Genomic DNA, 22,514 nt, shown 5'->3' on the forward strand with positions numbered 1-22,514 from the left:
TTATTGGCGTTGGTTGTGCTAAAAAAAGAGACCAAAGATAAGGAGGGATGATGAAAACGATCGGCCTGATAGGCGGAATGAGCTGGGAATCGACAATCCCTTATTATCGCCTGATTAACGAAGGAGTTAAGCTGCGTCTGGGGGGGCTGCACTCCGCAAGCCTGCTGCTGCACAGCGTTGATTTCCATGAAATCGAAGCCTGCCAGTCGAGCGGTGAGTGGGATAAAGCCGGGGAGATCCTGGCCCAGGCGGCGCTGGGTCTGGAGCGTGCCGGCGCCGAGGGTATCGTGCTTTGTACCAATACTATGCACAAAGTGGCGTCGCATATTGAGGACCGCTGCTCGCTGCCGTTTCTGCATATCGCGGACGCGACCGGGCGTGCAATTGCGGCCTCCGGGATGCGCCGCGTAGCGCTTTTGGGTACACGCTACACCATGGAACAGGATTTTTATCGCGGACGTTTGCACAGTGAATTTGGGATCGAAAGCCTGATCCCGGATGAAGAAGATCGGGCGCGCATCAATCAGATTATCTTTGACGAGCTCTGCCTCGGTACCTTCAGCGACTCTTCCCGCGCGTATTACGTCAGCGTCATTGATAAACTCGCGCAGCAGGGGGCTGAAGGGGTGATATTCGGCTGCACCGAGATCGGTTTACTGGTGCCCGTCGAGCGAAGCCCCGTCCCGGTATTCGATACCACCGCCATCCATGCCGCGGATGCCGTGGCGTTTATGCTGTCATAACGGGTTTTGCAGGTCAGGTAAGCGAAGCGCCACCTGACGCGCGTGCTCCTTTAAGTGTTCGGTGAAAGCGTCCACCAGCGCGGAAGCCGGACGGTGCAGCGGGCGGATCAGGCTCACGGTGAACGGGACTGACACGCTAAAACGGCGGATGACGATCCCGCCTCCGGCATAGTCCAGCGCCGTGAGCGGGTTCACCACCGCGACGCCAACGCCTGCACGCACCATCGCGCAAATGGAAGCCGCACTGTGCGTTTCCACCACCATCCGGCGTTTGACCTGATGCTCGGCAAACAGCGTATCCAGCAGCTGTCTGTAACTGTCGGTCTGCGACAGGCTAATGTAGTTTTCCCCGTGGAAATCCTCCGGTGTGAGCACCGCCTTACCGGCAAGCCGATGCCCGGCGGGCAGAACGCACACTTCATCTAACGAGATCAGCTCCGTGCGTGCCGTTCCCGCTGGCGTGGAGAGGGTTTCGGTTAAGCCTAAATCATGGCGCTGGGCCGAAAGCCACTCTTCAAGCAGGGGAGATTCCTGAGGCACGATGGTGAGACTGACCTCCGGGTATCGGGCCAGGAAGGGCTGAAGCAGCATCGGCAAAAACGATTGCGAAAAGACGGGCAGGCAGACGATCGAAAGCTCGCCCTGGCGAAACTCGCGCAGGCTTTCCGCCGCACTCACTATTCTGTCCAGTCCGTACCAGGAGCGCTGTACTTCCTCGAACAGGCGTAACCCCTGCACCGTCGGGTGAAGCCTGCCCCGGGTGCGTTCAAACAGCTTCAGCCCCAGCACTTTCTCGAAGCGCGCCAGCTCGCGGCTCACCGTCGGCTGCGAGGTATGCAGCATCTGTGCGGCTTCGGTGAGATTGCCGGTGGTCATCACGGCATGAAAAATCTCAATGTGGCGTAAATTGACGGCAGGCATAGGGCTCCTGAAAGCAGATGACTATCCATATCATTTTTGCATAGACTCGCGATAAAACGATATTTTTTATTCTCTTTGCGCTGTGGCGTAATCATCAAAACGCATTTACCCGGAGAAGACCATGCCACGCCCGCTGAACCAGACTGATACCGATTTGAACGCCGACAACCTGCTGCGCCTGCCTGCCGAGTTTGGCTGCCCGGTGTGGGTCTACGACGCGCAGATCGTTCGCGAGAAGATCGCCGCCCTGCATCAGTTCGACGTGGTGCGTTTTGCCCAGAAAGCCTGCTCCAATATCCATATTCTGCGCCTGATGCGTGAGCAGGGCGTGAAGGTCGACTCCGTCTCCCTGGGCGAAATCGAGCGCGCGCTGGCGGCCGGATTCGATCCGAAAGCCGACGGCGACGCGATCGTCTTTACCGCCGACGTGATCGACGATGCGACGCTTGCGCGCGTCCACGAACTGCAGATCCCGGTGAATGCGGGTTCTGTGGATATGCTGGAGCAGCTGGGTCAGGTTTCTCCCGGCCATCGCGTCTGGCTGCGCGTGAACCCGGGCTTTGGTCATGGTCACAGCCAAAAAACCAATACCGGCGGCGAAAACAGCAAGCACGGGATCTGGTATGCCGATATGCCTGCCGCGCTGGAGGTATTACAGCGCTACAACCTGAAGCTGGTGGGTATTCATATGCACATTGGCTCTGGCGTCGATTACGGCCACCTGGAGCAGGTGTGCGGCGCGATGGTGCGCCAGGTTGTCGACTTCCGCCAGGATCTGGAGGCGATCTCTGCCGGTGGCGGTCTCTCTATTCCCTATCGCGAAGGCGAAGAGGCGATCGATACCGATCACTATTACGGTCTGTGGAGCGCCGCGCGTGATCAAATTGCCGCGCATCTTGGTCACGCGGTGAAGCTGGAAATTGAGCCGGGTCGTTTCCTGGTGGCGGAAGCCGGCGTGCTGGTTTCGCAGGTGCGCAGCGTGAAAGAGATGGGGTCTCGCCACTTCGTGTTGATTGACGCAGGTTTTAACGATCTGATGCGTCCGTCCATGTACGGAAGCTATCACCACATTACCGCCCTGGCCGCCGACGGCCGTGATTTAACGCAGGCGCCGCGGGTTGAGACGGTTGTTGCGGGGCCGCTGTGCGAATCGGGCGACGTGTTTACCCAGCAGGAAGGCGGCAAAGTAGAGACCCGCGCGCTGCCAGAGGTCAAGCCGGGTGATTATCTTGTGCTGCATGATACCGGTGCCTATGGGGCGTCGATGTCATCTAACTACAACAGCCGCCCGCTGCTGCCGGAAGTGCTGTTTGACAACGGCAAGGCACGGCTGATCCGTCGTCGTCAGACCATTCAGGAACTGCTGGCTTTAGAACTCATCTGATGAAAGTACGGCCCCGTTGTGACCGAATCGCGTAAGACCAGCGTGCCGGTAAACGGCGGGATGGCATCGACCGGCTGGTTTTTTGCCAGCCGGATCGCCTGATCGATGGCCGTGACAATCATGTTGTCGATGGGCAGATAAACCGATGAGAGTGCAGGCTCCAGCCATTTCGCGCTTGGGGCATCGTCAAAGCCGAACAGCGAAATATCCTGCGGGATTTTAAGCCCCGCCTGATGTAACGCTTTCGACGCGCCCAGCGCCATATCATCGTTACAGGCAAACAGGGCGCTAAACGGCACGCCGTCGGCAATCAACTCCTTGCACAGCTCGTATCCCCGCGTCATTCCCGCATCGCCGTACTTTATCCGACGCTCGTCCAGGCGAATACCGTGCTTTTCCAGCGCCTTGCGATAGCCCATCAGCCTCGCTTTCCCGGTTGGGGTATGGATCGGCACGGTGATACAGGCGATCTCCCGATGGCCCTGGCTTATCAGGTAATCCACGGCCTTAAACGCCGCATCCTGCTGTTCGAAGAACACACAGCGATCCGGCGCCTGGCTCACTTCACGGTTAATGACCACCAGCGGCGTTTTTACGGTGTCCATCAGTTTGACGATCGCTTTTTCGCTCATGTAGCGCGTGTAAAGCACGATGGCATCGCACTGGCGATCGGCCAGCATCTGTACCGCCTGTTCTTCCTGTTCCGGCGCGTCGTGACCGTCGGTGACGATCAGCTGTTTCCCGTGAGTTTCAGTCTGCCGCGAGGCCTGCTGGAGAAGGCGACCAAAGTAAAAGCCGTCGAAGGTAGAGACGACCAGACCAATGCTGTTGCTGGTCTGGTTAGCCAGCGAACGCGCGAGAAAGTTCGGGCGATAGCCCAGCTCTTCCATCGCCGTAAACACCTGCTGACGCGTACTCTCTTTAACCTGACCCGTGCCGTTCAGCACGCGCGAGACGGTAGCCTTCGACACGCCCGCACGCAGTGAGACATCCAGCATTGTTGCCATTCTACATTCCTGCTTCCACGTAATGGTTTGCAGTTTAACACAGACCTCACGGCGTATAAGCGATGCGGGAAGCGCAAAAACTCCGCCACGATCACGCTTTTGGTAACGATGCATCTGGTTAACCTGAAGTAAAACTAAATAGTCTGACTCTGGTAAAATAATCGCCGAACCGGGCCGGGGCTTCAGGCCGGCAGTTACATGAGAAAACGCAGGTGAAACGTGAAAAAGAGTGTCATCCTCCCGCTTTACCAGGCACCGCACTTTGCGGAGCAGGTCACCGACTGGCTCTGGCAGGCCTTTGGCGAAGGGCTCCCTCGGGAATTTTTCCACAGCATCGTTGAGCACAGCCAGACGCCGGGAGCATTACCGCTGACCTTTATCGCCGTTGAGGACGAACAGCTTCTGGGTACGGTAGGGCTCTGGCGCTGCGATTTGATAACCCGTCAGGACCTCTTTCCGTGGCTGGCGGCGCTCTACGTCGACGACGCGGCGCGAGGTAAGGGGCTGGCAGGACGGTTACAGCAGCATGTTATTACCTGGGCGGCACAGGCGGGGTATGAAGAACTGCACCTCTGGTCTGCCTGCCGCGACTTTTACGAGCGTTACGGCTGGCAGTATATTGGTGATGGGCTGGAATACCCCAACACGCGGGTTCACCTCTACCGCTATTCGCTCTGCGCTTCCGCAAGTGAGGCAACGGAGTGACGGCGAACCAGCGTCGGGCTAAACAGATGCGTAATATCCGGCGGCTGGCGCTGTTCCGCCAGCGCTAACGCCAGCTCGGCAGCCTGCGTGGCCATGGTGATAATCGGGTAGCGCACGGTGGTCAGACGCGGGCGCACATAGCGAGAGACCAGCACGTCATCGAAGCCAATCAGCGAAATTTCTGCCGGTACCTCAATCCCGTTGTCGTTCAACACCCCCATTGCCCCTGCGGCCATCGAGTCGTTATAGCTGGCAACCGCCGTGAAATTCCGTCCGCGACCCAGCAGTTCGGTCATGGCCTGCTCACCCCCGCTCTCATCCGGTTCACCGTAGGCCACCAGACGATCGTTACACGGCAGTCCGTTTTCGCGCAGGGCATCGTAGTAGCCCTGCAGGCGGTCTTCTGCATCAGAAATCGGGTGATTTGAACAGAGATAGCCAATCCGGGTGTGGCCCTGCTGAATCAGATGACGGGTCGCAAGCCACGCGCCGTAGCGGTCGTCGAGCGCCACGCAGCGTTTTTCAAACCCGGGAATAATGCGGTTGATGATGACCATCCCGGGGATCTGCTTCATCAGATGGATCAGTTCGGCATCCGGGATCATTTTGGCGTGAACCACCAGCGCCGCGCAGCGGTGGCGGATCAGCTGCTCGATGGCCTGGCGTTCTTTTTGTTCATTATGATAGCCATTGCCGATCAGCAAAAAATTGCCTGTCTGATAAGAAACCTGTTCAACGGCTTTCACCATCGCGCCGAAAAAGGGATCGGAGACATCGCCCACCACCAGACCAATGGTTTCTGTGGACTGCTGGGCGAGCGCGCGGGCATTGGCATTGGGATGATAGTTCAGGGATTCCATGGCGTTTTGTACCGCCTGGCGTGATGCGTCACTGGCTTTCGGTGAGTCGTTAATCACGCGGGAGACGGTTGCTACCGACACACCTGCCAGACGGGCCACATCCTTTATTGTCGCCATTCATTACCTTCTTATTGGGGGTAAGCGTTTACACACCAAATAGTGTTGCGGAAAAGCAGCGCGCATTCAAGGGGAGCGGATTTTCGCTCTCCACAAACGTGACGCAGCACAACCCTGGTAGTGTAATCGTTACACGCGCAGTCATGTCTGAAGAATGTCAATCTGAACCTTTGGTTACACTTTGCCTCAGGCTGTTGCGATTGTCCGATAGTAAGGGCGTTAAAGAGGTTGATACAGTTGTGATCCCAGAGGTATTGATTGGTGAGAATTCTTAGTACGGTTTCGTACTCATCTCTTGCACCAACCTGCGCGGATGCGCAGGTTTTTTTTCGCCTCTATTTTTGCTTGTCGCTCCCGTATCACTTCTCGTGTAATCTGCCACCATTTACTATCAACCCTTCACACTGGCTGGCAAAGGGAGTTGAGATGCTATTTGGGTTCTTCCGTACACTGTTCCGTATTTTCTTTCGCATCCGCGTGACTGGCGATGCCCAGGCGCTTCGTGGCGAACGCGTTCTTATCACACCAAATCATGTTTCCTTTATCGACGGCATCCTGCTAGCGCTGTTTTTACCCGTGCGCCCGGTGTTTGCGGTCTATACCTCCATCAGCCAGCAGTGGTACATGCGCTGGCTCACGCCGCTGATTGATTTTGTGCCGCTCGACCCGACCAAGCCGATGATGATTAAGCATCTGGTACGTCTGGTTGAGCAGGGGCGTCCGGTGGTGATTTTCCCGGAAGGGCGTATTTCAGTGACCGGTTCGCTGATGAAAATCTACGACGGCGCGGGGTTTGTCGCGGCGAAGTCAAAAGCGACCGTGGTGCCGCTGCGCATTGAAGGCGCAGAGCTGACCCATTTCAGCCGCCTGAAAGGGCGGGTGAAGCAGCGTCTGTTCCCAAAAATCACGCTGCATATTCTGCCGCCAACGTCGCTACCGATGCCCGACGCACCGCGTGCCCGCGATCGCCGTAAAATCGCCGGGGAAATGCTGCACCAGATTATGATGGAAGCGCGCATGGCCGTGCGTCCGCGCGAAACGCTGTACGAATCCCTGCTTTCCGCGCAGCACCGCTATGGCGCGAAGAAAAACTGCATCGAAGACATCAATTTTACTCCGGATACCTATCGCAAACTGCTAACCAAGACCCTGTTTGTGGGCCGCATCCTTGAGAAGTACAGCAAGAAGGGCGAAAAGATTGGCCTGATGCTGCCTAACGCGGGCATCAGCGCCGCGGTGATTTTTGGTGCAGTTTCCCGGGGGCGTATTCCGGCAATGATGAACTACACGGCTGGAGTGAAAGGGCTGACCAGCGCCATCACCGCTGCCCAGATTAATACCGTCTTTACCTCCCGTCAGTTCCTGGACAAGGGCAAGCTCTGGCATCTTCCCGAGCAGCTCACCCAGGTGCGCTGGGTCTTCCTGGAGGACCTGAAAGCGGACGTGACCACCGGCGACAAGCTGTGGATTTTTGCTCACCTGGTGATGCCGCGTCTGGCCCAGGTCAAACAGCAGCCGGAAGATGACGCGATTATCCTCTTCACGTCGGGGTCAGAGGGCAACCCGAAAGGCGTTGTCCACAGCCACAAAAGCATTCTGGCGAACGTTGAGCAGATCAAAAGCATTGCTGACTTTACCGCGGATGACCGTTTTATGTCGGCGCTGCCGCTGTTCCACTCCTTTGGCCTGACGGTGGGGTTGTTTACGCCGCTGCTGACCGGCGCGGAAGTGTTCCTCTACCCAAGCCCGCTGCATTATCGCATCGTGCCGGAGCTGGTTTACGACCGTAACTGCACCGTTCTGTTCGGCACTTCAACGTTCCTTGGCAACTATGCGCGTTTCGCCAATCCGTATGACTTCTATCGCGTGCGCTACGTGGTGGCCGGTGCGGAAAAACTGCAGGAGAGCACGCGTCAGATCTGGCAGGACAAGTTTGGCCTGCGCATTCTCGAAGGCTATGGCGTTACCGAGTGTGCTCCCGTGGTCTCGATTAACGTACCGATGGCGGCGAAGCCGGGTACGGTGGGTCGAATTCTGCCGGGGATGGACGCGCGTCTGCTGGCCGTGCCGGGCATTGAGGACGGTGGCCGTCTGCAGCTGAAAGGGCCAAACGTGATGAACGGTTATCTGCGCGTGGAAAACCCAGGCGTGCTTGAGGTGCCAACGGCTGAAAACGTCAACGGCGAAGTTGAAACCGGCTGGTACGACACCGGTGATATTGTCCGTTTTGATGAACAAGGCTTTGTGCAGATTCAGGGACGCGCGAAACGCTTCGCCAAAATCGCCGGTGAAATGGTCTCTCTGGAAATGGTCGAGCAGCTGGCGACGGCCGTCTCCGCGGATAAGATGCATGCGACGGTGGTGAAGAGTGATGCCAGCAAAGGCGAGGCGCTGGTGCTGTTTACGACCGACGCCGAGCTTAAGCGCGACAGGCTGCTGAGTCACGCGCGTGAACACGGTATTCCTGAACTGGCCGTGCCGCGCGATATTCGCTATCTGAAGCAGCTCCCGGTGCTGGGTAGCGGTAAGCCCGATTTCGTGACCCTGAAAGGCATGGTAGAAGAGGCGGAACAGCAAAATGCGTGAGTCAGTACACACTAACACATCGCTCAGGTCGAAAGGCATGATGGCCGTCATCGCCGCGCAGTTTCTCTCTGCGTTCGGTGATAACGCGCTGCTGTTTGCCACTCTGGCGCTGTTGAAAGCCGAGTTTTACCCCGACTGGAGCCAGCCGATCCTGCAGATGGTGTTTGTGGGCGCTTACATTATCTTTGCTCCGTTCGTCGGGCAGGTGGCGGACAGTTTCCCGAAAGGCCGGGTGATGATGTTTGCCAACGGTCTCAAGCTGCTGGGGGCCGCCAGTATTTGCTTTGGTTTCAATCCGTTTATTGGCTACACGCTGGTGGGCATTGGCGCCGCCGCCTACTCCCCGGCGAAGTATGGCATCCTCGGAGAGCTGACCACGGGCGATAAGCTGGTGAAAGCCAACGGTCTGATGGAGTCGTCAACCATTGCCGCTATCCTGCTCGGATCCGTCGCGGGCGGTGTGCTGGCCGACTGGCATGTCCTGGCGGCACTGGGCGTATGCGCGGTGGTGTATGGCGGGGCAGTTGTGGCGAACCTGTTTATTCCTAAGCTGCCTGTGGCTCGTCCGGGCCAGTCCTGGCGCTTTAAACCGATGACCGGCAGTTTCTTTACCGCCTGTCGCGTGCTGTGGCGTAACGGAGAAACGCGTTTCTCCCTGATGGGAACCAGTATGTTCTGGGGCGCGGGCGTCACGCTGCGCTTCCTGTTGGTGCTGTGGGTGCCGGTGGCGCTGGGCATTACGGACAACGCGACGCCGACCTATCTGAATGCGATGGTGGCCATCGGCATTGTGGTGGGGGCAGGCGCGGCGGCGAAGCTGGTGACGCTCGAGACGGTAGCACGCTGCATGCCCGCAGGCATCCTGATTGGCGTCGTGGTGCTGATTTTCTCGCTGCAACATGCGTTATTGCCTGCGTATGCTCTCCTCATCCTGATTGGTATTCTGGGCGGTTTCTTCGTGGTGCCGCTGAACGCGTTGCTGCAGGAACGTGGCAAGCAGACCGTCGGGGCGGGGAATGCTATCGCGGTACAAAACCTGGGTGAAAACCTGGCGATGCTGTTGATGCTGGGGCTCTACTCGCTGGCGGTAAAAGTGGGTGTGCCGGTAGTGGGGATTGGCGTCGGGTTTGGTGGGCTATTTGCGCTGGCGATTGCGGGTTTGTGGATCTGGCAGCGTCGGCGCTGATAAGTGCGGCCTGATGCCCTCACCCCGGCCCTCTCCCACAGGGAGAGGGAGCAAACCCTAAAAACGGCAACGTGCGTTGCCGTTTTGCTTTTATTACGGCGCAGGATACGTATAAACCTGATGCACCGCTTCAATCTCCGCTAATACCTCTTCGCTCAGGTTCAGGTGGAAACTCTCAATATTGGTTTTCAACTGTTCCATGGTGGTCGCGCCCAGCAGGGTGCTGGCAACAAACGGCTGACGACGCACGAAGGCCAGCGCCATCTGCGCAGGGTCAAGACCGTGACGCTTTGCAATATCCACGTAGGCTGCAACGGCTTTCTGCGTCTGCTCGCCGCTGTAGCGGGTAAAGCGGCTAAAGAGGGTGTTACGCGCTCCGGCCGGCTTCGCGCCGTTCAGGTATTTCCCCGTCAGCGTGCCAAAGCCGAGACAGGAATAGGCGAGAAGCTCCACTTCTTCATACTGTGTTACTTCTGCCAGGCCTACCTCATAGCTACGGTTAAGCAGGCTGTACGGATTCTGGATGGTGACGATACGCGGCAGATCGTGTTTATCTGCAAGGTGCAGATAACGCATTACGCCAAAGGCCGTTTCGTTGGAAACGCCAATGTAGCGGATTTTTCCCGCGCGCTGGCACTCAGTCAGCGCTTCCAGCGTTTCCAGCAGCGTTACGGCGGGGGCGCTCTCATTCCAGCTATAGCCAAGCTTACCAAAGCAGTTGGTTGGGCGCTGCGGCCAGTGCACCTGATACAGATCGAGATAGTCGGTTTGCAGGCGCTTCAGGCTGGCGTCCAGCGCGGCGCGGATATTCTTGCGATCGAGGATCTGATTTGGGCGGATCCCGGAATCGTTGTTGCGCGCAGGGCCACTGACTTTTGAGGCAATCACCAGCTTTTCACGGTTGCCGCGTTTTGCCAGCCAGTTACCGACGTAGGTTTCGGTAAGTCCCTGCGTTTCCGGACGTGGCGGAACAGGGTACATCTCTGCGACATCAATCAGGTTAATACCCTGGCTGACGGCGTAATCGAGTTGTGCATGGGCATCGGCTTCGCTGTTTTGTTCACCAAATGTCATCGTGCCCAACCCCAGTTGGCTTATTTCCAGAGCGCTGTGGGGGATACGGTGATAATGCATAGCCGGCTTCCTCAGTAGACTTATAGACCGCGTCAGGGCGTGCCCGACAAAGGAATATAAACATGGCAGAGGGGAAGCAAAAGGGGAAGAAAAAAATCAAAAAGGCCAGCAAGTGACTGACCTCTCTCTGATTATCGCTCGATAATTTGCGATACTTCGTCGCGATTGATCTGCATTTTATTGCCTTCCTGGTCGCGGTAGCTGACCAGACCGGTATCATCGTCGACTTCGGGTTTGCCGTCGGTCAGGATCATTCGACCATCTTTTGTCGCCATAACGTAATCGCTGCTACAGCCCGATACGGCAAACGCTAAACCGACTGCTGAAACTAACACTGCCCATTTTTTCATCGTTATCGTCCTCATCTGGCGCGTATCAAATCATAATCTAGTATTAACCCGATATGGCGGCTTGAGGAAGCGGTAAAATCTTAAAAAGCAGTCGATTATTTTTGAGAGCTCTCAAAATAAATAAAAAACTATGTTTTTAACAGGAAATGACGTGCCAGAAGTGCGCCGGTGAAATTCTTTTTGAGATAAAAACCGCGCGGCAACGTCAGGATCGGCTCACCCTGCGCGCCGATTGCCTCGGTAAGCGCTTTGCTGTTGGCTGCTTTCGGGCGCAGTTGTAATACTTCTCCGTGTCGGGCGGTGATGCGCTCTACCTGCCCAAGCACAATCATGTCCATCAGTTCCTCCCAGTCCAGCCGCAGCTGATGCTCTTCATCGTCGTTCGGGCTCCAGAGCAGCGGCGCGCCAACGCGACGCTCAGCCAGAGGGATCTGACGCTCACCTTCAACCGGTACCCACAACACGCGCTTCAGCTTGTGGCGAACGTGGCTGGATTCCCACGTCACGCCGGTGTTACCGGTTAATGGCGCAACGCAGACGAAGGTGGTCTCCAGGGGCTTGCCCTGGCTGTCTATTGGGATGGTTTTTAATTCCACGCCAAGTGCTGCAAAATCCTGCTCGGGTTTGCTCCCTGCGCTGGCACCCAGCCAGAGTTCAAGCAGCATGCCGATCCAGCCTTTATCCCGCTTCAGATCCTTCGGGATCTGAAGCCCTGCCATTGCCGCCAGCTCGCCAAGCGAAAAGCCAGCCAGTCGCTGTGCCTGCTGTAGCAGCTGGCCCTCGCTGGACGGAGGTGAGAGCAAGGGTGTAAGCGGATGCATGAAGGTAACCTTTTGATTAAAAAACAAGCTAAGAAATTGTCCCCTGTGGATAGAGTTTAACTATTTCTGTACCAATATTCCATGTCTATGATTTATAGGTTTTTTTATTGGCTTGAAATCGTTTCACCTGAGGCAGAAAACCGGTTGTTCAAATCTGGTCACTGACAATGAACAGGATCTTACACCATGTTATCCACAGAAAAATGGGATAACTGGGCATAACCCTGACTACTGTTTCAATTTACAGCCTTGACGTGCGATGAAAATCGAATTTTCAAACAAATTGTGACTAACTTATTGGCACAATCTGTGGATAAAACCGACGCTGTTCGATCTTTCATCAGCACGACGATCCCTGATGTGACGATCGTCACGCTATTCTGTTTTGTGTACATGAAAACACATATAACTATATGAAAATAAATATATTATTGAGTTAAGGTAAAAGAGAGAGCACGGCGGTGTTTCAGGTTGTTCATCGGTAATCAGACACTTCTTCACAACTATATCCACAGAAAAGGTGAATAAAATTCCCTTTACTGACTCTCATCTGTTTATAACTCAGCACTTATTTGTGAGTTATTCAAATGTTATTAGGCTGCAGCCCTGTAAGAGAGTGGTTTACCGCCTCCCTGTAGTGTGAAACAATCATTCATATATAAGGTTTAGTTTGGGGTAGTCCGGTGATTGATGACGATGGCTACCGCCCGAACGTAGGAATAGTAATTTGTAATCGTCAGGGCCAGGTAATGTGGGCCCGGCGATATGGTCAGCACTCCTGGCAGTTCCCGCAAGGCGGGATCAATCCAGGAGAGTCCCCAGAACAAGCGATGTACCGGGAGCTTTTTGAAGAGGTCGGTTTAAGCCGGAAAGATGTTCGCATCCTGGCTTCGACCCGCAACTGGTTGCGTTACAAGTTACCGAAACGTTTGGTGCGTTGGGACACAAAGCCGGTTTGTATCGGCCAGAAACAGAAGTGGTTTCTGTTGCAGTTGGTGGGCAACGATTCAGACATCAATATGCAAACCAGCAGTACGCCGGAGTTCGATGGCTGGCGCTGGGTGAGCTATTGGTATCCTGTTCGTCAGGTCGTGTCATTTAAACGCGATGTTTACCGAAGGGTGATGAAAGAGTTTGCAAGTGTGGTAATGCAGCTTCAGGAGATCCCGCCTAAGCCGCAGAGCGCACCTGCATGGCGACGTAAAAGAGGTTAAGCTACGCAAATCATGCTCACCCGCTTGCGAGAAATAGTCGAGAAGGTGGCCAGTGCTCCGCGTCTGAACGAGGCGCTGAATATTCTGGTCACTGACATCTGTCTTGCGATGGAGACCGAGGTCTGTTCGGTGTATCTGGCCGACCACGATCGGCGCTGCTATTACCTGATGGCGACCCGTGGTTTGAAAAAACCACGTGGACGCACCGTAACGCTGGCATTTGACGAAGGTATCGTCGGTCTGGTTGGCCGGCTGGCTGAACCTATCAACCTTGCTGATGCACAAAAACACCCCAGCTTTAAATACATCCCTTCCGTAAAAGAAGAGCGCTTCCGCGCTTTCCTTGGCGTGCCGATTATCCAGCGTCGCCAGCTGCTTGGCGTGCTGGTCGTCCAGCAGCGCGAGCTACGTCAGTACGATGAAAGCGAAGAGTCTTTCCTCGTCACGCTGGCCACGCAGATGGCGGCGATCCTCTCCCAGTCCCAGCTTGCCGCGCTCTTTGGTCAGTATCGCCATACGCGCATTCGTGCCCTTCCGGCCTCGCCAGGCGTGGCGATAGCGGAAGGCTGGATGGATGCCACCCTGCCGCTAATGGAGCAGGTTTACGAAGCCTCAACGCTTGATGAAGCGCTTGAGCGCGAGCGTCTTACCGCCGCGCTGGAAGAGGCGGCGAATGAATTTCGGCGTTACAGCAAGCGCTTTGCCGCAGGCGCGCAAAAAGAGACGGCAGCGATCTTTGACCTCTATTCGCACCTGCTCTCCGATGCGCGTCTGCGTCGCGAGCTTTTTGCGGAGGTGGATAAAGGCTCGGTCGCGGAGTGGGCGGTTAAGAAGGTCATCGAAAAATTTGCCGACCAATTTGCGGCACTAACCGACGGTTACCTGAAAGAGCGGGCTGGCGATCTCCGCGCCCTGGGTCAACGTCTGCTGTTCCATCTCGACGACACCATTCAGGGGCCGAATGCCTGGCCAAAACGGTTTGTTCTGGTCGCCGATGAACTCTCGGCAACGACGCTGGCTGAACTGCCCCAGGACAGGCTGGCCGGTGTGGTGGTGCGCGATGGTGCCGCCAACTCGCATGCCGCCATTATGGTGCGCGCGCTGGGTATCCCAACCGTTATGGGGGCCGATATCCAGCCGTCGGTACTGCACCGCCGTACGCTGGTAGTTGACGGCTATCGCGGTGAGCTGCTGGTCGATCCTGAGCCGGTTCTGCTCCAGGAATACCAGCGTCTTATCAGCGAAGAGAATGAATTAAGCAAGCTGGCGGAAGATGACGTTAACCTGCCCGCACAGCTAAAGAGCGGAGAGCGAATCAAAGTCATGCTCAACGCCGGTTTAAGCCCTGAGCATGAAGAAAAGCTCGGCAGCCGCATCGACGGTATTGGTTTATACCGTACTGAAATCCCGTTCATGCTACAGAGCGGTTTCCCCTCCGAAGAGGAGCAGGTGGCGCAGTATCAGGGGATGCTGCAGATGTTTAACGACAAACCTGTCACCCTGCGAACCCTGGATGTCGGCGCGGATAAACAGCTGCCCTATATGCCGATCAGTGAAGAAAACCCGTGCCTGGGCTGGCGTGGGATCCGCATTACGCTCGATCAGCCGGAGATCTTCCTGATCCAGGTGCGTGCGATGCTGCGCGCCAACGCGGCGACGGGCAATCTCAGCATCTTACTGCCGATGGTCACCAGCATTGATGAGATCGACGAGTCCCGGAGACTGATCGAACGTGCAGGCCGTGAAGTAGAAGAGATGATCGGCTATGCGATCCCGAAACCGCGGATTGGGGTGATGCTTGAAGTGCCGTCTATGGTCTTTATGCTGCCGCAGCTGGCAAACCGTGTTGATTTTATCTCTGTCGGCACAAACGACCTGACGCAATACATCCTGGCCGTTGACCGTAACAACACCCGCGTGGCCAGTATCTACGATAGCCTGCACCCGGCAATCATTCGTGCGTTAGCGATGATCGCCCGCGAGGCTGAACAGTACGGCATTGATCTACGCCTGTGCGGTGAAATGGCCGGAGATTCAATGTGTGTTGCTATCCTGATTGGCCTTGGATACCGCCATCTGTCGATGAACGGTCGCGCGGTTGCCCGCGTGAAGTACCTGCTGCGACATATCGACATCAATGATGCCCGCGAGCTGGCTGAACGAAGCCTTGACGCGCAGCTTGCGGCTGAGGTTCGTCATCAGGTCGCGGCGTTTATGGAACGGCGCGGTATGGGGGGCCTGATCCGCGGCGGCCGCTAGTTCTCTCTGCCCTCTCCCTGTGGGTGAGGGCATCAGCGCACTCAAAACCCTATACACATCTTTTACATCTCTGGCGCATCCTCCGCGCCCGCCTTGTGCTATGATTCGCAACTTTGGAGCCTCTGCTTACGGCAGAATCGCATTTCTACCGCTGTCCACTTTCAGCGGAATAACAACATCTTGTGGTGACAGATGAACAGTGGTTATCTGCATTTTCCGGAATTTGATCCGGTCATTTTCTCAGTAGGGCCTGTTTCGCTTCACTGGTACGGTCTGATGTACCTGGTGGGCTTCATTTTTGCCATGTGGCTCGCTGGCCGTCGCGCCAGCCGTCCGGGCAGCGGCTGGACGAAAAACGAAGTTGAAAACCTGCTTTATGCGGGCTTCCTCGGCGTGTTCCTCGGTGGCCGTATTGGTTATGTGCTGTTCTATAACTTCCCGGTATTCCTGAACGATCCGCTCTATCTGTTCCGCGTCTGGGACGGCGGCATGTCCTTCCACGGAGGCCTGATTGGGGTGATCCTGGTAATGGTAATTTTTGCCAAACGGACCAAACGCAACTTCTTCCAGGTGTCAGATTTCATCGCACCACTGATCCCGTTTGGTCTCGGCGCTGGCCGTTTGGGCAACTTTATCAACGGTGAGCTGTGGGGCCGCGTCGACCCGAGCGTGCCGTATACGATGCTCTTCCCGGGCTCCCGCGCAGAAGATATCGCGCTGCTGCCATCACATCCGGAGTGGCAGTCCATTTTCGATACCTACGGCGTGCTGCCGCGCCATATGTCTCAGCTGTACGAGCTGGCGCTGGAAGGCGTGGTGCTGTTTATCATCCTCAACCTGTTTATCCGCAAACCGCGTCCGATGGGCGCTGTCTCCGGCCTGTTCCTGATCGGCTACGGTGCATTCCGTATTATCGTCGAGTTCTTCCGTCAGCCAGACGCACAGTTTACCGGTGAGTGGGTACAGTACATCAGCATGGGGCAGATCCTCTCCATTCCGATGATTGTCGCGGGTGCCATTATGATGATTTGGGCGTATCGTCGTCGTCCACAGCAACAAATTTCCTGAGGAACCATGAAACAGTATCTTGAATTGATGAAAAAAGTGCTCGATGAGGGCACGCCGAAAAACGACCGCACCGGTACCGGTACGCTCTCCATTTTTGGCCACCAGATGCGCTTCAATCTGCAAGAAGGCTTCCCGCTGGTGACGACAAAGCGCTGCCACCTGCGCTCGATCATTCATGAACTGCTCTGGTTCCTGCAAGGCGATACCAACGTTGCGTATCTGCACGAAAATAACGTCTCAATCTGGGACGAGTGGGCAGATGAAAACGGCAACCTGGGTCCGGTTTACGGCAAGCAGTGGCGCGCCTGGCCAACGCCTGATGGTCGCCATATTGACCAGATCACCACCGTGATGAACCAGCTGAAAAACGATCCGGACTCGCGCCGAATCATCGTTTCCGCCTGGAACGTCGGCGAGCTGGATAAAATGGCGCTGGCACCGTGCCACGCGTTCTTCCAGTTCTATGTGGCGGATGGCAAGCTTTCCTGTCAGCTCTACCAGCGCTCCTGTGACGTGTTCCTCGGTCTGCCGTTTAACATTGCCAGCTATGCGCTGTTAGTCCACATGATGGCGCAGCAGTGCGACCTGGAAGTGGGTGATTTTGTCTGGACCGGTGGGGATACCCATCTTTACAGCAACCACATGGAACAGACGCATCTCCAGCTGACCCGCGAACCGCGTGCGCTGCCGAAGCTGATTATTAAACGCAAACCGGCATCAATCTTCGATTACCGCTTTGATGATTTCGAAATTGAGGGTTACGACCCGCATCCTGGCATCAAAGCGCCCGTCGCTATCTGATGCGATAAAGCGTGACACAACCGGTGCTCTTTAGCGCCGGTTTTTTTTTGCCTTTATCCTGTTTCCCGAAGCGCTATCCAGAAAGTGTGCAACGCGCTGCAACTCTCCCAATTCTGCGGATAACGCCTCGTAAAATGAGGATCCGTCGCTCGTCATGTTCACGGCGCTTCGCCACACTCCCGGTATGAAAAAAGAGAACGGTTTTACGCTTATCGAAACGCTGATCGCGATTTCGCTTGTCGTTATCCTCAGCGCCTCAGGGCTGTACGGCTGGGACAGCTGGCAGCGACAGCAGCGGCTGTGGCAAACCGCCAGTCAGGTGCGCGATTACCTGCTGTTTCTGCGCAACCATGCCAACCGCTACAACCGCGACCATCAAATTACCCTTCTGCGGGTGGGAGGCCGGGACTGTCTGGTGAGCTCTGCCGTGCAGGGCTGTGAAAAGGGCAGTCCCTTTGTGATGATTCCGCTCTGGCCTGAGGTCGAGGTCAGTGAGGTCACGCCGTCGCTGACGTTCTTTGGATTAAGGGATACGGCATGGTCGGGGCGGATACGCGTTCAAAGCCGTGCAGGAGCATGGCTGATTATTGTCTCAAATGGAGGACGCATCAGGATGTGTAAAGTCTCGGAGGGAGGTTCATGTTGATGAGGCAGCGCGGTTTCTCACTGACTGAAGTTCTGATTGCCACGGCAATTAGCAGCCTTTTGCTGATAAGCGCATCGCGTTTTTTACCCGGCTTGCAGCGGGCCGTCTTGCTGCAATCCGGCCAGAGGGAGCTGGAGGAAGAGGTCTGGCAACATCTGTTTTCCCTGGGCAAACAGCTTCAGCGCGCGGGGTACTGCGCGGGAAACTGTCAGGGACAGGCGCTGGTGATTGCCAGGCTTGGAGGCTGCGTCATTGTGCGGTGGGATGCCAACAGCAACGGCAGCTGGGATAGCAGCGCCTCAGAAAATGACAGCACCGGTTTTCGTCTGGAATCGGGCGCACTGGAAATCCAGCGTGGGGCGACGTCGTGTGAAGGAAAAGGATGGGAAAAGCTCACCGACCCGAACAGGCTTACGATCGCGCATTTTGTGGTGAAGAAAGTGGAACATGCCGGTTTTGCGCCAGAGGTGAATATCGAACTATCCGCGATGCGTAAAGGCGGACAGGGGGAGCCCTGGCAGGCGTTGTATACGGTCACGGGGTACAACCTGTGAACCGTCAACGCGGAATGTCTTCACTGGCGCTGGTTCTGCTTTTACTGGTGCTCGGTACCCTGATCCTCACGGGGCTCAATCAGCAGCTGACAACGTTTAGCGCGCTCGTTGGTGGCGAGAGCCGCTCGCTTCAGCAGCAGGCGACGGTACAGTCCGCGCTTGAGTGGGGACGGGTTCAGATCTGGTCGTCAGAGCCACAGATTCAGTGCAAAAAGGCATCGGCGTGGCGAGTGTGTTTGCGCCAGCTGAATGAGGCGCGTGTGCTGCTGATTGCCGGAGACAGCGGTCTGCTGCTCTGGCGCGCGGGAGAGATAGTCGACGGGAAAATTCGCTTTTCACCGCACGGCTGGAGTGATTTTTGCCCCCTTAAGGAGAGCGCGTTATGTCAGTTGCCGTGAGCAGAGAAAAAGGGTTTAGCATGGTGGAGGTCCTGCTGGCGATGATGCTGCTGGCGATCGTCGTGACGGCCCTGTCGGGTTATCACCGGGCGCTGGCGGCACGGTTTACTCTCTTTAACCAGTATCGCCAGCTTTGGCACTATGCCTGGAATCAGTCTCAGCTCTCAACAAATGTTCTCCCCGAAGGCTGGCAGGCCAGTAGGGGGCAGACAACGCACGCAGGATGTGTCAGCATCACGGTTACACTTATTTCTCCTCTGGGGCGACGCGGTGAGATGACGCGTCTGCATTGCCCGGTTAGCCAGTAGTCGGGAGCGTCTATGTTAAGGGTCTACCACTCAAATCGTCTGGATGTGCTGGAAGCACTGATGGAATTTATCGTTGAGCGCGAGCGGCTTGACGATCCTTTTGAGCCCGAAATGGTGCTGGTGCAGAGCACCGGTATGGCACAGTGGCTGCAAATGTCGCTTTCCCGTAAATTTGGCATAGCCGCGAACATTGATTTCCCGCTGCCCGCGAGCTTTATCTGGGACATGTTCGTTCGCGTGTTGCCGGACATCCCGGAGCAGAGCGCTTTCAACAAGCAGAGCATGAGCTGGAAGCTGATGGCGCTTCTGCCGGACATGCTGCAGCGTGATGAATTCGCCATGCTGCGCCATTACCTGAATGACGATACCGATAAGCGCAAGCTGTTCCAGCTGGCGTCGCGCACCGCCGATCTCTACGATCAATACCTTGTTTACCGTTCTGACTGGTTAATTCGTTGGGAAGCGGGCGAGTTGATTGAAGGGCTGCCGGAGGCGCAAATTTGGCAGGCACCGCTGTGGAAAGCGCTGGTAGAGTATACGGAGAAACTTGGCCAGCCTAAGTGGCACCGAGCCAATCTTTACGATCGGTTTATCTCAATACTTGAAAATGCGTCGGAGCGCCCGGCCCGACTGCCGTCACGCGTTTTTATCTGCGGGATATCCGCATTACCCCCCGTCTATCTGAAGGCGTTGCATGCGTTGGGTAAGCATATTGATATCCATATTTTGTTTACCAACCCCTGCCGACAGTATTGGGGGGATATCCTCGACGAACGTTGGCTAGCCCGGCTGGTTACCCGCCAAAGAAAGCGCCTTTTTGAAGAACGTGCCGTCCCGCTGTTTAAAGACGGCTCGACCGCCGGGCAGCTTTTTGATGAAGACGGTATCCAGAACCTGCCCAATCCGCTGCTTGCCTCATGGGGGAAGCTGGGGCGTGACTACATTCACATGCTTTCAGACATCACTTCATCAGGCGAAGGCGACGTGGATGCGTTTGTCGAGATTACCCCGGATAGCCTGCTTCACCATATTCAGCTGGATATTCTGGATCTGGAAAACCGTGCCGTGATGGGCGTGACGGCGAACGAGTTCGAGCGCAGCGACAGCAAGCGGAAGCTGGACGCTGACGATCGCAGCATCACGATCCATGTTTGCCATAGCCCGCAGCGTGAGGTCGAAGTGCTTCACGACCAGCTGCTGGCGATGCTGCAGGACGATCCCGAACTGACGCCCCGCGATATCGTGGTGATGGTGGCGGATATCGACAGCTACAGTCCCTTTATTCAGGCCGTCTTTGGCAGTGCGACGGGCGAGCGATACCTGCCTTACGCTATCTCTGACCGTCGTGCCCGCCAGTCGCATCCTGCACTGCAGGCCTTTATCACTCTGCTTTCACTGCCGGATAGCCGCTTTATCTCCGAAGATGTCCTGGCATTACTGGATGTTCCCGTACTGGCTGCACGCTTCAACATCAATGAAGAGGGGCTGCGCTACCTTCGCCAGTGGGTGAATGAGTCTGGCGTTCGCTGGGGGATCGATGACGATAACGTTCAGGAGTTTGAGCTTCCCCCAACCGGCCAGCACACGTGGCGATTTGGCCTGACGCGTATGCTGCTGGGCTACGCCATGGAGAGCAGCCAGGGCGAGTGGAACGAGGTGCTGCCTTACGATGAGTCCAGCGGGTTAATTGCTGAACTGGTGGGGCATTTAGCGTCACTTCTGATGCAGCTTAACCGCTGGCGACACGAGCTGCTTCAGCCGCGTCCGCTTGACGCGTGGCTTCCGGTTTGCAGGGCGTTGCTTAATGATTTCTTCCTGCCAGACAGTGACACCGAAGCGGCGATGGCGCTCATTGAAACGCAGTGGCAGGCTATCATCGACGAAGGCGTGAATTCCCACTATCAGGAGGCTATCCCGCTGTCGCTGTTAAGGGATGAGCTGACGCAGCGGCTCGATCAGGAGCGAATCAGCCAGCGTTTCCTGGCGGGCCCCATCAATATCTGCACCCTGATGCCAATGCGTTCTATCCCGTTTAAAGTGGTCTGTCTGCTTGGTATGAACGACGGCGTTTATCCGCGCGCGCTGGCGCCGCTGGGGTTCGATTTGATGAGCGCCAATCCAAAGCGGGGCGATCGTAGCCGCCGTGATGACGACCGCTACCTCTTCCTTGAGGCGCTCATTTCTGCCCAGAATAAGCTTTATATCAGCTATATCGGCCGTTCCATTCAGGACAACAGCGAGCGTTTCCCCTCCGTTCTGGTGCAGGAGCTGGTGGACTATATCGGCCAGAGCCACTATCTGCCGGGAGATGAAGAACGCAACTGCGATGAAACCGAGCAGAGGGTGAAAGCCCATATCACCTGTTTCCACAGCCGCATGCCGTTTGACCCGGTGAACTACACGGCCAGCGAGCGCCAGAGCTATGCTCAGGAGTGGCTACCGGCGGCGAAAATGGAGGGGAATGCGCACACGGATTTCATTCAGACGCTTGACCCGCTTCCCATTAAAACCCTGACTTTTGAACAGCTTCAGCGGTTTTGGGCGCATCCGGTGCGGGCCTTCTTCCAGCAACGATTGCAGGTCAACTTCCGTTCTGAAGAGAGCGAAATTCCGGATGCAGAGCCTTTTACGCTGGAAGGGCTGGAGCGCTATCAGCTCAACCTCCAGCTGCTGAATGCGCTGGTTGACGAGGAAGATGCTGACAAACTTTACCGCCGCTACCGTGCTGCAGGGCAGTTGCCCTACGGGGCGTTCGGAGAAATTGTCTGGGAGGCGCAGTGTCAGGAGATGACCGCCCTCGCAGAGCGTGTGAGAGCGTGCCGGCAGCCGGGCAAAAGTATTGAAATCGATCTCAACTGCAATGGCGTAGAGCTCACGGGCTGGTTAACTCAGGTTCAGCCGGATGGATTGCTGCGCTGGCGGCCCTCTATGCTGAGCGTTTCACAGGGATTGCAACTCTGGCTGGAACATCTTGTCTACAGTGCGGGTGGTCATAAAGGTGAAAGCCGGATTTTCGTGCGCAAAGAGGGCGAATGGCGCTTCCCGCCGATGGAGTCTGAGCAGGCGTTACGGTATCTGTCTTTGTACATTGAGGGCTATCTTCAGGGAATGAATAAACCCCTTTTACTGCTGCCTGAAAGCGGTGGTGCGTGGATAAAAGCCTGTTATGACGCGCAAAATGATGCGATGTTAACGGATGAGGCTTCGCTGCAGAAAGCACGCAGTAAATTTATGCAGGCCTACGAAGGTAACATGATGGTGCGTGGTGAAGGTGAAGATGTCTGGTATCAGCGCTTATGGCGAACCCTTGAGCCAGAGCACTTCGAGGCTATCACGGAAGAGGCGCAGCGCTACCTGCTGCCGTTGTTTAAATTTAATCAGTCCTGAGTGCTGTATAAAAATTGCGCAGCATGGGGTGTTCATTTATGATGCACTTCTTATCACGGACTGAT

At 56.1% G+C, this 22,514-nt stretch carries 20 protein-coding genes; 14 read left to right on the forward strand and 6 right to left on the reverse strand.

Annotated elements, in window-relative coordinates:
• Window positions 1-50: 50 nt before the first annotated feature.
• Window positions 51-743, forward strand: a complete 693-nt coding sequence (locus N037_RS10455; RefSeq protein WP_032640728.1) for an aspartate/glutamate racemase — start codon at window positions 51-53, stop codon at window positions 741-743.
• Here N037_RS10455 and N037_RS10460 read toward each other — a convergent pair.
• A complete protein-coding gene (locus N037_RS10460) occupies window positions 738-1,664 on the reverse strand; it encodes a LysR family transcriptional regulator (RefSeq protein WP_023333280.1) in 927 nt (308 codons plus the stop codon). The genes N037_RS10455 and N037_RS10460 overlap by 6 nt on opposite strands.
• A 121-nt stretch (window positions 1,665-1,785) precedes the next feature.
• Between N037_RS10460 and lysA the strand changes: the two genes are divergently transcribed.
• Window positions 1,786-3,048: a diaminopimelate decarboxylase gene (gene lysA / locus N037_RS10465; RefSeq protein WP_032640731.1), complete on the forward strand. Its 1,263-nt coding sequence runs from the start codon at window positions 1,786-1,788 to the stop codon at window positions 3,046-3,048.
• On the opposite strand, the gene N037_RS10470 is transcribed toward lysA, so the two are convergent.
• Window positions 3,018-4,055 carry a LacI family DNA-binding transcriptional regulator gene (locus tag N037_RS10470; protein WP_032640733.1) on the reverse strand — a complete coding sequence of 346 codons (1,038 nt, stop codon included), beginning with the start codon at window positions 4,053-4,055 and terminating at the stop codon, window positions 3,018-3,020. The two genes, lysA and N037_RS10470, sit on opposite strands and share 31 nt — an antisense overlap.
• 219 nt (window positions 4,056-4,274) lie before the next feature.
• On the opposite strand from N037_RS10470, the gene N037_RS10475 reads away from it, so the two are divergent.
• A complete protein-coding gene (locus N037_RS10475) occupies window positions 4,275-4,760 on the forward strand; it encodes a GNAT family N-acetyltransferase (protein WP_023333277.1) in 486 nt (161 codons plus the stop codon).
• Here N037_RS10475 and galR read toward each other — a convergent pair.
• Entirely contained in the window at window positions 4,721-5,737 is a 1,017-nt protein-coding gene (gene galR / locus N037_RS10480) for an HTH-type transcriptional regulator GalR (protein WP_032640736.1), read from the reverse strand. The two genes, N037_RS10475 and galR, sit on opposite strands and share 40 nt — an antisense overlap.
• A 426-nt stretch (window positions 5,738-6,163) precedes the next feature.
• On the opposite strand from galR, the gene aas reads away from it, so the two are divergent.
• Window positions 6,164-8,323 carry a bifunctional acyl-ACP--phospholipid O-acyltransferase/long-chain-fatty-acid--ACP ligase gene (gene aas, locus N037_RS10485; protein WP_032640738.1) on the forward strand — a complete coding sequence of 720 codons (2,160 nt, stop codon included), beginning with the start codon at window positions 6,164-6,166 and terminating at the stop codon, window positions 8,321-8,323.
• Window positions 8,316-9,509 carry a lysophospholipid transporter LplT gene (lplT, locus tag N037_RS10490; RefSeq protein ID WP_023333274.1) on the forward strand — a complete coding sequence of 398 codons (1,194 nt, stop codon included), beginning with the start codon at window positions 8,316-8,318 and terminating at the stop codon, window positions 9,507-9,509. The genes aas and lplT overlap by 8 nt, the downstream gene beginning before the upstream one ends.
• A 93-nt stretch (window positions 9,510-9,602) precedes the next feature.
• On the opposite strand, the gene N037_RS10495 is transcribed toward lplT, so the two are convergent.
• The 3 genes from N037_RS10495 to mutH all read right to left on the reverse strand — a co-directional run bounded on the left by N037_RS10495 (window position 9,603) and on the right by mutH (window position 11,814).
• A complete protein-coding gene (locus N037_RS10495; protein WP_032640740.1) occupies window positions 9,603-10,643 on the reverse strand; it encodes an NADP(H)-dependent aldo-keto reductase in 1,041 nt (346 codons plus the stop codon).
• Window positions 10,644-10,774: 131 nt separating this feature from the next.
• Window positions 10,775-10,993 (reverse strand): YgdI/YgdR family lipoprotein, encoded by a 219-nt coding sequence (locus N037_RS10500; RefSeq protein WP_008499668.1) that lies wholly within the window; start codon window positions 10,991-10,993, stop codon window positions 10,775-10,777.
• Window positions 10,994-11,121: 128 nt separating this feature from the next.
• On the reverse strand, window positions 11,122-11,814 hold the full coding sequence (mutH, locus tag N037_RS10505) for a DNA mismatch repair endonuclease MutH (RefSeq protein WP_023333272.1): 693 nt from the start codon (window positions 11,812-11,814) through the stop codon (window positions 11,122-11,124).
• Window positions 11,815-12,497: 683 nt separating this feature from the next.
• Between mutH and rppH the strand changes: the two genes are divergently transcribed.
• From rppH to recC, 9 genes are all read left to right on the forward strand, one after another.
• Window positions 12,498-13,028, forward strand: a complete 531-nt coding sequence (gene rppH, locus N037_RS10510; RefSeq protein ID WP_013098553.1) for an RNA pyrophosphohydrolase — start codon at window positions 12,498-12,500, stop codon at window positions 13,026-13,028.
• Between the two features lie 12 nt (window positions 13,029-13,040).
• Window positions 13,041-15,287 (forward strand): phosphoenolpyruvate--protein phosphotransferase, encoded by a 2,247-nt coding sequence (gene ptsP / locus N037_RS10515; protein WP_023309047.1) that lies wholly within the window; start codon window positions 13,041-13,043, stop codon window positions 15,285-15,287.
• A gap of 192 nt (window positions 15,288-15,479) precedes the next feature.
• Window positions 15,480-16,355, forward strand: a complete 876-nt coding sequence (lgt, locus tag N037_RS10520; protein WP_023309046.1) for a prolipoprotein diacylglyceryl transferase — start codon at window positions 15,480-15,482, stop codon at window positions 16,353-16,355.
• A 6-nt stretch (window positions 16,356-16,361) separates the two neighbouring features.
• The gene (thyA, locus tag N037_RS10525; RefSeq protein WP_014885081.1) at window positions 16,362-17,156 is read left to right on the forward strand and encodes a thymidylate synthase; all 795 of its coding nucleotides are present in this window, start codon (window positions 16,362-16,364) and stop codon (window positions 17,154-17,156) included.
• A gap of 184 nt (window positions 17,157-17,340) precedes the next feature.
• Window positions 17,341-17,802 (forward strand): prepilin peptidase-dependent protein, encoded by a 462-nt coding sequence (locus N037_RS10530; RefSeq protein WP_032641018.1) that lies wholly within the window; start codon window positions 17,341-17,343, stop codon window positions 17,800-17,802.
• Window positions 17,796-18,356 (forward strand): prepilin peptidase-dependent protein, encoded by a 561-nt coding sequence (locus tag N037_RS10535; RefSeq protein WP_032640742.1) that lies wholly within the window; start codon window positions 17,796-17,798, stop codon window positions 18,354-18,356. The genes N037_RS10530 and N037_RS10535 overlap by 7 nt, the downstream gene beginning before the upstream one ends.
• On the forward strand, window positions 18,353-18,754 hold the full coding sequence (locus tag N037_RS10540) for a DUF2509 family protein (RefSeq protein WP_032640744.1): 402 nt from the start codon (window positions 18,353-18,355) through the stop codon (window positions 18,752-18,754). The genes N037_RS10535 and N037_RS10540 overlap by 4 nt, the downstream gene beginning before the upstream one ends.
• Complete coding sequence (locus tag N037_RS10545) at window positions 18,739-19,062, forward strand: prepilin-type N-terminal cleavage/methylation domain-containing protein (protein WP_032640745.1); 324 nt, start codon at window positions 18,739-18,741, stop codon at window positions 19,060-19,062. Before N037_RS10540 ends, N037_RS10545 begins: the two co-directional genes overlap by 16 nt.
• A 12-nt stretch (window positions 19,063-19,074) precedes the next feature.
• Entirely contained in the window at window positions 19,075-22,449 is a 3,375-nt protein-coding gene (gene recC / locus N037_RS10550) for an exodeoxyribonuclease V subunit gamma (protein WP_032640747.1), read from the forward strand.
• Window positions 22,450-22,514: the final 65 nt, after the last annotated feature.

The organism is Enterobacter sp. EGD-HP1 (assembly GCF_000733275.2).
Taxonomy (GTDB): Bacteria; Pseudomonadota; Gammaproteobacteria; order Enterobacterales; family Enterobacteriaceae; genus Enterobacter.